Consider the following 14830-nt stretch of genomic DNA (forward strand, 5'->3'; position numbering starts at 1 on the left):
TCAATTTGCGTCAATATGATGACTTACTACAAAAACATCATTTCATTTTATTATTATCGATATGTTTTTAATTTGCGTCGTGTGAAAATATATACTTAAAACGCGCCAGGGCGCACGCGTACGCTACGGCTGATCGTGTCCCAGAAGGCGATAATTTCCTCCTTGCTGTAGGAGGTTGGCGGCATGGAATCATTCTCCAGGGTCAGAATAAAATTGGGGGTCTTGTAGCTGGCTGTCATTTCATTGATGAACATATCAAAGCTGTAACGCGGCTCGTCCTGAGATGCCTGTAAACCCGTTGCCAGGAACTCCTGGGCCTGCAGCCCGTTCACATTAAAGGCCCCTTTTCTTTCCACATGGCCACGATACAAGTTACTCTCTATCTCACCAGCTCTCTCCAGCACCGTGTCTTTTTCACGGGTAAAGTTATCGGTGGAAAGAATAATTCTAATATGTTCCAGTGTCTTACTTTCAAAACCAACAGAAATATCTTCCCGTTCCCTTGCCGTCGGGTCGGTGGCAATAAACGCATGGGTGATACAGGAGCCAGGCTTCGTCGGAATGACGTCATTATCCCTACCGCTAATCCTCGCCATCAGCGACTGCATCTGGCTGACATCACTTGCGACATAGTTTCTGGCTGGTCGCCCCCTTCGTTGCTCATTATATTTAGAGCTCGAATCATTAATTGTCTGCTTCTGAAATTTAATAACTACGCCGTTAGTATATAAATAGCCTTCCAGTATGCGAATAAAATCTGCAGTCCCCCCATTATCATTCCGTTCAAAAATCACACCTTCCATACCAGTGGGTAATGGCCAGACTTTTTTTAAAAAGGGTATATCCTGGGCGTCTATGGTTTTACTGCTTTGTAACGCCTTTTCACGTAATGCGATTAACTGCACAAAACCCGGATGGTACATTTTCTTTGTCGCCAGGTAGGTTTTATATGTATCCTCAGGACGTGAAATCACCGCCGCCCAGATATTGTTATCCAGCGGTGCAGAGTCATTATAAGCCGTAAAGGAGGATGGCAGGTCGAGCATATAGCGCCCGACGCAGTAAGGTTTCATTTCAGCGTTTATCTTGTTCATAGCTACCTGCTGTGATGACGTCAGTGTTTGTGGCGAGGGGTCATAAGGGCGAAAAAATTGATACAATCCATATCCCGCTACGATGAAGACACCCAGGAGCATTGCTTTTTGTTTTATCTTATGCATGGTAAGCAAGCCCTGTATTTTTCACCTGCTGTGCAATTCTTATAATTGAGCGAAGAGTAAACCAGCGCGCATCCATGGTGTTGTCAGATTTGTACGCCCCCTCATGGTCAACGCCCACGCCGAGCTGGGCCTTTAACTTCGGAGAATTAATCACTGCCGCCCTTACCGGCACCGTGCCGTCGCCGTCTTCCACAGGAGGCAATAATTCATATTTGCGGGTAACATAACCCTGGTCCGGTGTTTCCAGCGTTGCATAGCGGATAGTCTGGTTAAATTTGTCCGCCGGGTAGAAGACTTCTCCCTGTTCGCTGACCAGCGAGCGGTAGGCTTTCGGGGTATGTTTTCCACTTACGTCCTTCCAGTGCAGTTCTGCATAAGAGGGATAATTCTTCCCATCATTTCCATAAAAGGCATAGGTATGTTCATGGTAATGCCCTTCAATCCCCTCAATAAAATTTCTGACTTTACCATCAATAATATCTACATATGATTGCCAATCCTGCTCCAGTTGGGTTTTATTCATATTTTTATTTGCAGGATTAATAAAGCGTTCCTCGCATAATCCCCACCACGCCGATTGCTGGGTGTAGATTTCCGTGTAGGGCTCTGTCTGGGGCAAAGGCTGCTTAAGGCCCTCAACATGAAACCAGCCCATACCGTATCCCTTGCCAGGCAGGAGCTGTAAAGGACCCGGTGATTGTGCCAGTACAGGGGTCAATTCAGCGCCGCTACTGCCAATCACTAAACCAACCGGCCCTGCCTCACCCGCTTTCATCCGCTTATAGGCCATCGGGGCGCCGCGATCCGGCATCACCCCGTGTACAATACCCAGGATATTTTTCTTTCCGAAATCTCCGTCCATCAGTTCCGAATAGTAACGGGCAACCAGCCCCCCCATAGAGTGGGTTACCAGAATCACCTTTTCGCATTTGCGTCCGCTGGCTTTGTAATCGCCAATAATCTTTTCAATACGCTTGGCCAGCGTTGTAGCTGAATCCACATTCGACTGTAGCCAGTTATAGCCCACTGCATGAACCGGAAAGAGGTACTGATAGCTTAGCGCCACTTCCTCAGTAGTCAGGGGACTCTCACCCGTTTCGGCTCCCAATGCTTTATCCAGCAGCCTCTCACGCAAGGTCAGGCTACCATTTTTGCTGGTCTTATTTGTTAACATTGTCTGGTTATCGTTCAGCGCTTCCTGGAGCCAGGGGAGGAAAGTGCCATAGCTCATCGCCCCCACTTCCCCCCAGCCTCTCTCTCTGCGCGATGAAAATAACAGCCGCTCTTCCGGACTTTCAGGCTCGATTGTCCCGCTGGGATCAACCACGGTTTTGGTGGGGTCCAGTAATTTTTTTCTTTCCTCGGCGCCCCGCACTAACCAGGATTTCATGCTCCATGTTCCATCTACCTTCCAGATAGACTTGCCGTCAGGACTCATTAAATTACTCCCCATCACCCCCGGTAAGAACACAACCGGGATGACTCTGTCCGGCATCTTATAAAGTTTGAGCCATTGCTCCTTGTCTTTCGGCGTGGCAATGGCCTTATAGAGGGGATGACCAAACTTGTCGTACCCCAGCAGGACACAATTGCTTTCAGTGGCTTCAATCATCTGTTAGTCCTCATCCTTCAGGTTTATCTGCATTGATGCAGGATCCACCAGGTTTTGCTTTTCCCCACGACCGGATGCAGAGGTCATTAGCTCCTGCACGGTCCCATCGCTGTGTGTCAGGCTGATTTTCTGACCCGCTACAGGTGTCTCAGAATAGGGCCACAGCACTTCAGGCCCCATTTCAAATTCGCTGCTCTCCCAGTTCTGGGCCGCCTGACTAAGACTCTGCCCACCAAACTTCTGCCACACCGCCCCGCGCTCGATGATTTTGTCCGGTGCCGCACACTCCACCGTTCCGTCCGCAATCCGGATATATCCCCCGCCGCTTGTCAGCACTATCTCCTTCTTCGCGCTGATGATGAGTTTTCCCTCACTGCTGCTGATACGGATGTCCTTCAGGGCATCCAGCGCTATCTCATCTGACTGCGCCTGGATTTCCATCTTCCCTTTCCCCGCAAACAGCTTCATCCCCAGCTTCTGCGCATACAGACTCACCGCGTCTCCCGCCGCCACCGTGAACTTCTTCAGCACACTGAAGTCGGTATTCCCGCCACTGGTACTGATGATGTTGTCTCCCGCCGACTGCTGCAGGCTTTTCTCTGTCACTTGCGCTATCCCTTCCGGGGCCGAGACCAGCAATGCCGCTTTCTTTAAATCCATCAGCGCTTCTGACAGCAACGCCTTCTGCGTCTGCACATCTGCCAGTTCAGCCCTCGCCGCTTCTGCCGCGCTGCGTAACGATTCAACCAGTGACCGCGCCTGCTCCAACTGGCTCATCGCCGCCTGCATCTCCAGCACCTGCCCCTGGGCCTTCGCCTGGCCGTCAGCACTGATAAAAATCCCTTTCTGCGCCCGGATGGCGCCCCAACTGTCGGTCCTGAGCTCAAAGCCTTCCCCGCGCTTCTGTTTTTCGCTGTCGACCAGGTGGCCGAGATTCAGCTGACTCTTGCCGCCGTACTCCGTGCTGACCTTGATATGCTCTTTCCCGCGTTCATCGTCGAGGCGGATTTTGTTGTTCGCCGGGGTGCGCAGCACGTTACGTTTGTAGTTGCGGATGGTGACGTGGTCGCCGTGCGCCGAGTCATGCAGCACGCCGGCGATGTAGGGCCGGTCCGGGTTGCCGTCCTCAAAGCCAATCGCCACTTCGGTGCCTGCCAGCAGCGGAAGGTGCAGGCCGTACGTGTCCCCCGCGTACGGGCGGGACTGACGGACCCACAGGCTCTCGAACCCGGTCTCCCAGTTGTCCCGGTCAAACAGCATGTTGAGGCGATAGCGGCCGTCTTTGTCGATATGGCCGTAGGTATCGTTTTCGGTGGTGCTGGTGACGCGGGCCGGTAAGGTGCCGGCCATCACCGGGCGGCAGCCCGGCGCCGGGCGGAAACAAAAGTCCGGGCTTTCCGGGATACCGTCAAACCTGACGCCGAAGTCCTCATCACGCCGGGCATGGCTGTGCATCGCCGTGATGACCACGCCACGGGCAAACACCTCAGCCACTTCGTACCCGCCGGTGACGTTCAGCAGCATACCCGGAGAGAGCTCCGCGCAGCTGGTGATGGCCCGGGTCTGCGTCTGGCCATTCAGGTAACGCTCATGACGAATGCGGGCGTAAAACGCACCGGACTCCGGGGCCGGATTGCGGTCATACGGGCTTCCCGGCGTCAGGTAGTTATCGGCATAATGGTAGGCATCCCCGTATGTGGTGGCATCCCCGCGGGTCGCGTCCACCCGGGTGTTCATGTCTTCCGTGGCCTGGCGATAGTTATAGTCGCGGGTGCTGACCTGCTTCTGCACCACGTTATGATGACTCTCCATCCCCCACACCGAGTCCACACCCTGCGAGTGCTGCCCTGACGGTGGTACCGACGGCAGCGTCAGGCCTTTCTCATACCCCTGCTGGCTGTCACAGAACTCCACCACGTCGATGTTCAGGCGCGTGTCGGTGGTGAAGCGGAACCAGATACCGACCTCACCCAGCAGGCGGGTGATAAAGTGCAGGTCGTCCTCACCGTACTGCATCACCTGTTCACGGCGCGGGTACTCTCTGGTGAGCGAGAACAGAAAATCCTGACCGCGCATGCTGTGGCGTTCACGGAGGATTTTTTCCACAATCTGCGGGACGGACATGTCCTGGTAGATGGCGTTCTGGTGCGAGCGGTCAAGCAGCGCCAGACGCGGCTCAAGCGTCACCGCGTAGCGGGTTTCATCTTTTGAGGTGCCCAGGCGCTCAAGACCGGTCACCACCCCCTGTATCACCCGCACCGGCTGCTGTATCTTGATGCCGTAACCCTGGTCAACCGGGGCCTGCAGCGTCAGGGAAGCCGCCTTCATCAGCATCCTCTCTTTGCTGATGGCATGGTCCGCGCTGGTAAATTCGATACGGTAGCGGAAGGGTCTGCTCAGGGCTTCATCGCCTTCAAACGCCAGTACGTCGAGCCCTGACTCACAACCTTTCACCGAAAGCAGGTGATGGCTGTGGCTGAATCTTATCGGAGTACTACTGATCATGCGCACGCTCCTTCTGCACGGCCAAACTCCAGCACAATTCCCCCCTCTTCATCCCAGCCCATCGTCAGGTGCTGCGGCTTCTGTCCTACCGCCATATGCGTCAGCAACTGCTGGCTCAGTACCGGCAGGATTTGCTGGTTAAGCAGGCTGTCGATATTGCGCGCCCCGGTGTCCGGCAGCAGGCAGGCGGCGGTCAGCGCGTCATACAGGCTTTCGCCGATCTCTGTCGTCATTCCGTAGTGTCGTTGCAGACGTGTGCTCACCTGTGCCAGCTTCATACCGACGATGCTGCGCATGGCAGCTTGTGCCAGCGGACGGTAAATCACGGTCTGGAAGCGGGCCAGTAGGGCTGGCTGAAAGTGGTCGCGTAAAATCGGGCGCAGCAGTTCGTGCAGGTCACCTTCGGTGGCTTCCGGCTGTTCGTCCAGCATCTGCATGATATGGTCGCTGCCGAGATTGGAAGTCATCAAAATCACCGTGTTACGGAAGTCGATTTCCCGCCCCTCGCCGTCGCGCATAAAGCCGCGGTCGAACACCTGGTAGAACAGGTTCATCACATCCCGGTGCGCCTTTTCCACTTCATCCAGCAGCACCACGCTGTATGGACGTTTGCGTACCGCTTCGGTGAGGATGCCGCCCTAGCCGTAGCCGACGTAGCCCGGAGGCGACCCCTTGAGCTGGGAGACGGTGTGCGGCTCCTGGTATTCGGAGAGATTGATGGTGATAAGGGATTTCTCGCCGCCGAACAGTTCATCGGCAAGCGCTAAAGCGGTTTCGGTCTTGCCGGTGCCGCTCGGGCCGGTCAGCAGGAATACGCCCTGCGGGCCATTCTCCGGCGCAAGGCCTGTTTTTGAGGCGCGCAGGCGCTGCGCAATAGCGTTCAGCGCCGCCTCCTGGCCCACCACACGTTTGCTCAAACTGGCTTCCAGACTCAGCAGTTCTGTCTGCTCGTCCTTCATTAATGATGAAAGCGGCACGCCGGTCCAGTCGGCAATGACGGTGGCAACAGTACGCGTGTCCACGTCCAGCCCCAGCAACGGGTTATTCTGCTGCACGGCGCCAAGCTGTTTCAGCAGGTCTGCAATCTCCGCCTGACGCGAGATATCCGCGCGGCAGGCGAGCAGTTCTTCCGTGAGTTTCAGCTCCTCGCCGTACTGCGTTTCCAGCGCGTCGAGCTGCAGGATAATGTTGATTTCGTCCTGTTCTATGGCGGCCAGGCGCTCTCCGTGGGTGGCGTTACCCACCGCCATATCCTCCAGCAGCGCCTGCTTTTCCATCGCCAGGGCCGTGAGCTGCGCCTTCATCCGGGTTAGCGGTTCCGGTACGGTGTCAAGGCTCATGCGAATACGCGCCGAGGCGGTGTCCAGCAGGTCCACCGCCTTGTCCGGCAGTTGACGGCCGGTGAGGTAACGCCTGGAGAGGGTAACGGCGGCTTTAACGGCTTCATCCGTAATGTGCACCCCGTGGTGCTGTGCGTAGCGGGACTTCAGGCCGCGCAGCATCAGGCAGGCGGTGTCGTCGTCCGGCTCATCCACCTTCACCATCTGGAAGCGGCGCTCCAGCGCGGCGTCGCGCTCGAAGTACTGCTTGTACTCGCTCCAGGTGGTGGCGGCGATGGTGCGCAGTTCACCGCGGGCCAGGGCCGGTTTCAGCAGGTTGGCTGCATCCGCCCCGCCCGCCTGATTGCCTGCGCCGATAATGGTGTGGGCCTCGTCAATGAAAAGGAGAACCGGCAGTGGCGACTGCTGCACCGCGTCTATGATGTTTTTCAGACGCTGTTCGAACTCACCCTTCACACCCGCCCCCGCCTGCAGCAGGCCAAGGTCAAGGGTACGCACGCTCACCGGCTTCAGGCTGTCCGGCACGTTGCCTTCCGCAATGCGCAGCGCCAGTCCCTCCACCAGCGCGGTCTTCCCGACACCCGGCTCGCCCACCAGAATCGGGTTGTTCTTGCGGCGTCTTGAGAGAATGTCCACCATCTGGCGGATTTCATTATCCCGGCCAAACACCGGGTCGATTTTACCCTCGTGAGCGCGGGCGGTGACGTCGAGGGTGAACTTATCCAGCGCGTTCTGCAGGGCCGGATTCAGTTCCCCTTCTTTTACACCGGCATCAACCGGCCGGCCGACAAATTCCACCTTACCGCCCTGCATCATCTCAGCCTCCTGCTGCACCTCCGGACGCTCGTCCGACTGCGCATCCAGCAACGGACGTAAACGCTCCAGCTGGCTCTGGGCCAGCGTTAACAGCGGCCACAGACCATCGCAGCGGGCCAGGCTCTGTTTTTCCACCAGCGCCATCAGCAGGTGAATGCTGCGAATGTGCTCTTCCCCTGCCAGCGAGGCGCGCAGCCAGGCATCCTGCATTAACGACTGCACCGCGTCCGAAAGCTGCGGACGGCTGCGCACTGAGCGCGGCAGTGAATCCATGAACCCCAGCAAATCCTGCCAGATGGCGTCCATATCCCATTCATAGCGCCGCGCCAGTACCGTCAGATCGCCCTCGCCCTGCTCCAGCAGTTTCAGCAGCCAGTGCTCCGGCAGGATTTCCGCGTGCGCGCGCGTCTGGCACAGGGAGGCAGCGCCCTCCATCGCACGGGCACAATAAGGATTAAGACGGCGTAACAGGATGGCTGGATTTTCCATGAGATTCTCTCTTTATCAGTTCCGGACACGCTACCGCCCGTCGCTTTTCCTCATTTAAGGAACCCAAAGCGCACAAGGTCAGGCTGGCAGATTATGTTTTTCTTTGCTGAATACCCGGCCCTCCGGGTATTCAGCAAAAAAAGCAGACGGATAACCGTCTGCTCAGGAAATCAGGCGGTAGCGCGTTCATTCCAGGAATCGGAATGAATGATGTTGCCGTCTTTATAGGTCCACGTGATTTTTTCGTAGCGCAGCTCAATCTGTTCCAGATGGTTGTGCTTCTCTTTGGAGGGATCCTTGATGTCATGCATCAGCGGGTTGACCTTCACCACCTTCACGTTCTCAAGTTTCGTGTTGAAGTACTCCACTTCCTGACCCGCATCGTTGATTTTGTACCACTTGAATTCCGCAGACTTCAGGGTCTGACCGGTGGTCACCGCCTTGTACAGGTACGGGCTGGAGGAGTCGATTTCCTTGGTGAACAGGAACGGGGTGTGGATACGCGTGCCGGTCAGCTTGCCGGTGTTGTTATCGGTCGGGATGTACAGGTTGTGTTCCTGAGCAACAACTTCGATGCTGCCTTCACGATCCTGAACGTCCACAGAACCTTTAATGTCAGCGCCGCCGTCATCCTTCAGCCACAGATAAACAGGAATTGCCATGTTAATTACTCCATTTCATTTTTTGATACGTCATCATCCTGAGATGACGCGGGGGTATTGCCCGGTAACTGACAGGCATTCGCCTGCGGCACCAGACTGATTTCGACACGGCGGTTAAGCGCGCGGCCTTCCGTAGTGTCGTTGGTGGCGACGGGTCGGCTTTCGCCGTAGCCCTGCACCGCAAAACAGCTCTCCGGCACGTCGCCGGTGTCGCGCATCCAGTCGCGAACAGATTCGGCGCGTTTCATTGAAAGCGCCTGATTGGATTTTTCATCGCCCACGCTGTCGGTATGGCCCGCCACCACGATCAGCCAGCCGGGCTTCGCCTTAATACCGACCAGCGAGTTCACCAGTAGCCTGGTAGAGCCGGGTTTCAGCGCCCATTTGCCGGTGTCGAACAGCGACATGCTGTCGAGCCTCACAATTTTCGGTACCGGTTTGAGGGTCGGCTGTGGTTTGGGCGGCGGAGGCGGTGGCACATACGAACGGATCGCTTCCAGCACTGGTATTCTCAGACGTTCCCCCTGATAAAGACCCAAGCCCAGCCGGGCCGGTACGCCATTACGTGCCAGGTCATCCAGCATCGCCGCATCCTCCCGGAGGACCGCAACGGCGCTGGCTTTCGGACCGTGGTTATCCATGGAGATGCTGTCGTAACGGACAATATCGAAGCTCACACGATGCAGCAGCTGGCGATTGTTCCAGCCACTGCTGAGCAGCGCAGCAATGGCCGCCAGGGTGAAAAGACCAAGGACACAGCGCCAGGTGCGGACCCGGGGTGTGAGTCCTCTTCCTTCCGGCAGCAGAGGCAGGATAAAATCAGGGAACGGGGAAATAACCGTACTGTCAGTTCCCACCGGCTGCCAGCCAGCCACCTGCTGCATCGCAGTGTGGCGGGAAAGCCACACCGTCCAGGCCGATGTGGCAAGACTTCCGGCAAGGATCGGGCCCATTCCCCACAGCATCGCGGCAGGTGCGATAACTGGCATATCGGGGTTCTCATCCATAAAGACGGCCTGGACGTGCTGATGGGACCAGTTCATCAGGCTGTTCATTAACACCTGCTGTTGCATCGCAGGCGTTCCGCCGGTAGTGACCCACGTAGCGATGGAACCCGGTGCTGAAGACTCACGCCATACCCTCATTCCCTCACCCGGGATAGCCGCTTGCCATAGCATGTCGTTCGTCATAGCGCTGCCAATCTGACCGTTCAGAATCAACGGCACAGAATGTCCAGTTTCTTTACGCAACTGGCTGATTTGCCAACGTAGCGCTAGTAGCTGGCTGGTAAGCCACTCGCTGTCAGCGTGTTTCTGTGGGCAGACACTGACCATCACCGACAACTGACGTCCCCAGTCAGGACGCAACCACAGTATCTGACGGACGGCCTGCGCAAGATCCTGATGATCCTCCACACGGATCCAGCATCCCTGCGTGACAGTGAGTACCGGTGACGGATGCGGCCAGGCCAGCGCCAGATCACCACAAACCAGTACCACAGGTTGGCGATAGGTCGCTTCCGGGAGGTCATCCAGATGGCACTGAGTGATGTTGTGTTCCAGACGACGGCCAGCAACGATCCAGAACGCCATGATTAGCCCCAGTATCGCCAGCAGAATGAGTACAGAAAGCTGTCGGGATACCGGCAGAAAACTCAGGCAGACCGCTGCACTCAGCAGGGCGGCCCACAACGCAAGCCCGCGCTGTTGTGCAGGACTCATTTCACGGCCCCCGGCAACAGGGTCAGCAGCATGTGATCCAGCCAGCGATCGAGCCCCCACCAGAGCGCAGCGATCACCATCACGCTCAGGCTAATACGTACGGGCCATGACGCCAGCCAACCGCCCATGATTCCCCGTCCGGTATGGCTTTCCGCCAGTACGGGGTGGTTTTGTGGATAGCTGAACGGCGTGACGCGTTCATTGAGTGCGTTGATGAGTTTCTGGCGCTCGGGATCATTCAGTGAACGATAACTACCAAGGAATCCCAGCAACATGACCCGATGGAAGCAGGTTACGACAGCGTGGTCAGGAGCCGGTTCACGCAGCACATCGCGCATTCGATTGCACAGCGTGTCGCCAGCGTCCATGGTGCCAAGGAAATACCCCTGCAGGGGGATGTCATACCACTGCACGCAAGCATCATCCTCCACACCGCGACCTTTAACCGCTTCATCAAGCAGGGCACACTGTGCGGTGAGAATATGCTGACAACTCGTCTCATCAAGCCCGCTCTCTTTGAGCTCATATTGCACACGTCCGACATCAGCAATGCAGCGCTCCCACAGCATACGCCCTTCTCCATCCTGGAATGTCGGACCGTGACGCAGGCTGATCACCTGCAGCCAGGTGTCCTGCAGCAGGGCATCAATATCAATGGACGCGGCTGCGCCGCGTTTACGCTCACTCATGTTCTCAGTACCGCAAAGAGTTCAAGTTCAGGCTCGCCGAGCATTCCCGGAACGTAAAACATACAGATGCCGCCCTGGAGCATCTCGGTGGCCAGGGGATGAGAGATATCAAGACTGAAATACTGGTTTTCCAGACGCAGCGGGATAGCTGCTGGTACATGGCGCAGCGGCGTCAGAGGTACACCTATCCGCGATGAATTGACGATACTTCTGACATGTTCGGGACTGCCAACCTTGCACTGGCGTGGGAGTTGCTCCTGCAGCTGTGCCACCGACATCGGTGAACGCACTGAGAGGTAGTAATCTGCTCCTTCGCGCAGACGCGGGTCGTGCAGACGAGCCTGCCAGAAGTGAAGCCGGGCATCATGCTCAAGCTCAATCGCCACCACTCGTGACGGCAGGCTGGCTTCCAGCAAGTCGCCCAGTAGATCAAATAGCGGTGGAAATACGCTATTCAGTTGATCATGTTGCCAGACCGGGATCGCACTCACCTGATGCTCGAGCGAGAAGGTCAGCAGGCTGCCTGCCAGACGTGCCAGTTCCGGATAGAGACGCTCAGGCGGACTTTGCGGGTGGCGGTGAAATTGTCCCAGTACGGGCTCAGCGCTGTTCAGGGCATTGAGCAACCAGAATAAGGACACATCGGCCACGGCAAAATCTGCCATGCGCTCATTACTTTCCCGACGCATGGCCATCAGACGACTCAGACGGGCACGCAATTGCGTCAGCAGCTGCTCCAGCTGGGTCACCAGCCAACGGCTGCCCTGCAGAGCCAGCAGTGGCGGAAGATACGTCTCATCGTGTATCCAACTCCCCTGCGAATCCAACAGCAGGCGGGCAACCGGACAAGTCAAGTAATCGCTGTTGTTCTGATGGGCGAAACGCAACGTAAGTTCTGGCCGCATCACCGCAATCTGTCGGGTGTCCTCCCCAAAAGCATTGCGGATATCTCGCCAGCGCTGGCGATAGCGAACAGGGCGCTCGGCCACCTCATCGGGTTTAAGGCAATTGCCGCCATTAGCCCTCAGCAGCGGAAGCGCCAGTACCACCACCACATCCTGTGATTCACTTTCAAGCGCCAGCACCGGTGGCAAGTCGTCAGCATTATCCGTGTCGATGAGTGTCCCATCGGGAAAACGGATGTGCAGATGACGGGCCTGCAGGCGGCCCAGTTTCAGTGCATCCGGTTCGAAAGTGGCATTAATCACTCCCCACGGACAGGAAAGTCCCAGCCGGGCAATGCATTCCGCCGACCAAGCCGCATACGCGGCCTGTTGCTGGAAGTGCTGGGGAGAGACCATCTGGCCTCTGCCCCATAACGGTTGTTCCGTTTTCATTGGCTTCCTGCCTTAGCTTATGCTTTCGCTTTCGGCATCTGGCTCACCAGCGACAGATTCACGTCCATGCCTTCCACCTGGAAGTGTGGCACGGCGTACAGCCGCACGCGGAAGAAACCCGGGTTGTCCTCGATGTCTTCCACCACTACCTTCGCGTCGCGCAGAGGATGCGATGCCTGCAGCTCGTCGCCCGGATCGGTCATTTCGGTTACCAGACCGCGTACCCAGGTGTTGAGTTCCAGCTCAAGCAGACGGCGATCTTTCGTCGTACCGATGTTTTCGCGCTGAATCAGCTTCAGGTAGTGAGCAATGCGTGACAACAGGAAGATATAGGGCAGTCGTGCGTTGATGCGGCTGTTGGCAGTCGCATCGGCGGTGTCGTACAGGGCCGGTTTCTGGGTGGAGTTCGCCGAGAAGAAGCAGGCGTAGTCGCGGTTTTTGTAGTACGACAGTGGGATGAAACCGAGATTCGCAAACTCAAATTCGCGGGTCTCCGGGATCATCACCTCAGACGGGATCTTCACCTGGTTGCCGGTGCCGAGATCGTACAGGTGGATCGGCAGATCTTTCACCGCTCCGCCCGCCTGCGGGCCACGGATCTGTACGCACCAGCCGTTGTTGATAAAGCTCTTCACCATATTGGAGGCGAAGGAGAATGACGCGCTGGTCCACAGGTATTTCTCGTGATCCGGGCCTTTCACCTGCTCAACGTAGTTGAAGCTACGCACCGGCACGGTGTCCGGACCATACGGCAGACGCCCCAGCACCCGCGGCATTACCAGGCCGATATAGCGGGCATCGTCGGTGTCGCGGAACGATTTCCACTTGATGTACTCGGCGCGGTCGAAGTAGTTGCCGATATCTTTGATCGCGGCAACCTCTTCCATCGACTCTTTGAGGAAGAACTTCGGACCGACGGAGCCGATAAACGGCATATGCGCCGCGGCAGACACTTTGGAGATGTTGCGTAACAGCGCCACGTCCTGCGGGCTGGCGTCAAACTCATAAGCCGATATCACCGAGCCAATCGGTTCACCGCCCGGGGTGTCGTATTCGGCGGTATAGGTGTGCCAGTAAAGCCCGCTCTGAATGAGCTCCGGCGCGTCTTCAAAGTCCTGGCGCAGAGCGTCTTTTGAAACATCCAGAATTTCGGTTTTCACATTCTGGCGATAGTCTGTGTTATCCACCAGCTGTTTCAGGCCACGCCACAGAGATTCCACTTTCTGGAACTCTTTATGGTGCATCACCGCATCGAGCTGGCGGCTGATCTGAAAATCGAGTTCAGCGATATGGTGGTCAATCAGCGTTTTGTCGAGCTTTTCCACCTGTTGTCCGGAACGGCGGATGCAGTCCATAAACACCTGCATCGCCGCAGTCAGACGTTCACCTGCTGACGCATCAGCCAGCGCGGCATCATCCAGAAACGCATTAATATCGCCCAGGCTGGAAGCCGGAGTCAGATTGATTTTTTCAAACAGAGAGGCATACACACCCTCTTTTTCCAGTACAGTAGTTTGCCCCTGAGCAGAGCCATTTTCAGTATTTAAAGACATCAGCATATTCCCGGTTAATCCATTAAAAGAGACATCCACACATTATTTCGGGGCAAGCGCACTCATTTCGTTACGTAATTCCTGAGTCAGCGCCGGATCCTTAAGAATTTTCTCGAGCTCTTTTCTGAAAGTGGCGTTATCCAGCAGATTGGATTTGAGATCGCGTAATAAATTACGCATGGCCAGCATAGCGCGGAGTTGAGGGATCTGACGGGCGACCTGTTCAGGTTCGAAGTCTTTCATGCAGGAAAACTGCAGGCGGATATTTTCTTCTTCACCGTCGCCAGTGAGCGTATTTTGTACGGAGAGATTAATCTCCGGGTTAAATTCCGAAAGTACGCTGTCAAAGTTGTTTTTATTGACGTTAATTTTTTCACGTTCAGATAACACACGGGTTTCTTTACCGTTACTGAAATCCCCAACCGTCAGAATCTTAAGGGGTAATTCAACTTTCTTCTGCGCGCCACCGGTGTGGAGAGCCAATTTTAAATTTATTCGTGCCTTCGGCACTTCATTCTGGAAAGAATCAGCCATAGCGGTCCCTTTTCCTTAAGGAATAGTTGTCGAGTTAAATCATGTTTATTCGCGAGTGCGATAGTAGAACAAATAATTACAATGGATCAACTAACTATTACTCCAAAATTAGCGTTTATCTACAGAATTTCAGGTACCGCTAATTGCAAGTACCATTATCTGACCACGGTATATTAAAAACAACACTTGCCGCCAGCCAATAAATAAAAACCATCCCCTAAGAGGATTGTATATTATATTTATATTCCATTATTCTTTTTTAGCAAATCAACGAGAATTATGAATCCCGCCGTTTTATAAGAATAGCAGGCAGACATTTCTATATGGCTTTAAATATCCATCAATATCAGAA

Annotated in this window: 9 protein-coding genes and 1 pseudogene; all 10 read right to left on the reverse strand. The window is 55.6% G+C overall.

Annotation, left to right across the window (positions count from 1 at the left end; all coding sequences use genetic code 11):
- Positions 1-95 precede the first annotated feature (95 nt).
- The gene (locus GNG26_RS12505) at positions 96-1220 is read right to left on the reverse strand and encodes a T6SS immunity protein Tli4 family protein (RefSeq protein ID WP_197080093.1); all 1125 of its coding nucleotides are present in this window, start codon (positions 1218-1220) and stop codon (positions 96-98) included.
- Positions 1213-2832: a hypothetical protein gene (locus GNG26_RS12510; protein ID WP_156239007.1), complete on the reverse strand. Its 1620-nt coding sequence runs from the start codon at positions 2830-2832 to the stop codon at positions 1213-1215. The genes GNG26_RS12505 and GNG26_RS12510 overlap by 8 nt, the downstream gene beginning before the upstream one ends.
- Positions 2833-2835: 3 nt before the next feature.
- Positions 2836-5337: a type VI secretion system Vgr family protein gene (locus tag GNG26_RS12515; protein ID WP_156239008.1), complete on the reverse strand. Its 2502-nt coding sequence runs from the start codon at positions 5335-5337 to the stop codon at positions 2836-2838.
- A pseudogene (tssH, locus tag GNG26_RS12520) lies at positions 5334-7982 on the reverse strand (type VI secretion system ATPase TssH). Before tssH ends, GNG26_RS12515 begins: the two are co-directional and overlap by 4 nt.
- A gap of 170 nt (positions 7983-8152) precedes the next feature.
- Positions 8153-8644, reverse strand: a complete 492-nt coding sequence (hcp, locus tag GNG26_RS12525; RefSeq protein ID WP_114386690.1) for a type VI secretion system effector Hcp — start codon at positions 8642-8644, stop codon at positions 8153-8155.
- Positions 8645-8649: 5 nt separating this feature from the next.
- Positions 8650-10365, reverse strand: coding sequence for an OmpA family protein (locus GNG26_RS12530; protein WP_156239009.1), 1716 nt, complete (start codon positions 10363-10365; stop codon positions 8650-8652).
- Complete coding sequence (gene tssL / locus GNG26_RS12535) at positions 10362-11054, reverse strand: type VI secretion system protein TssL, short form (RefSeq protein WP_156239010.1); 693 nt, start codon at positions 11052-11054, stop codon at positions 10362-10364. The genes GNG26_RS12530 and tssL overlap by 4 nt, the downstream gene beginning before the upstream one ends.
- Positions 11051-12391: a type VI secretion system baseplate subunit TssK gene (tssK, locus tag GNG26_RS12540; RefSeq protein ID WP_156239011.1), complete on the reverse strand. Its 1341-nt coding sequence runs from the start codon at positions 12389-12391 to the stop codon at positions 11051-11053. The genes tssL and tssK overlap by 4 nt, the downstream gene beginning before the upstream one ends.
- A 17-nt stretch (positions 12392-12408) precedes the next feature.
- Positions 12409-13944, reverse strand: a complete 1536-nt coding sequence (tssC, locus tag GNG26_RS12545; RefSeq protein WP_114317077.1) for a type VI secretion system contractile sheath large subunit — start codon at positions 13942-13944, stop codon at positions 12409-12411.
- Positions 13945-13986: 42 nt separating this feature from the next.
- On the reverse strand, positions 13987-14478 hold the full coding sequence (gene tssB, locus GNG26_RS12550) for a type VI secretion system contractile sheath small subunit (protein WP_156239012.1): 492 nt from the start codon (positions 14476-14478) through the stop codon (positions 13987-13989).
- Between the last annotated feature and the right edge of the window lie 352 nt (positions 14479-14830).

The organism is Leclercia sp. J807 (assembly GCF_009734465.1).
In the GTDB taxonomy this organism is placed as follows: Bacteria; Pseudomonadota; Gammaproteobacteria; order Enterobacterales; family Enterobacteriaceae; genus Enterobacter.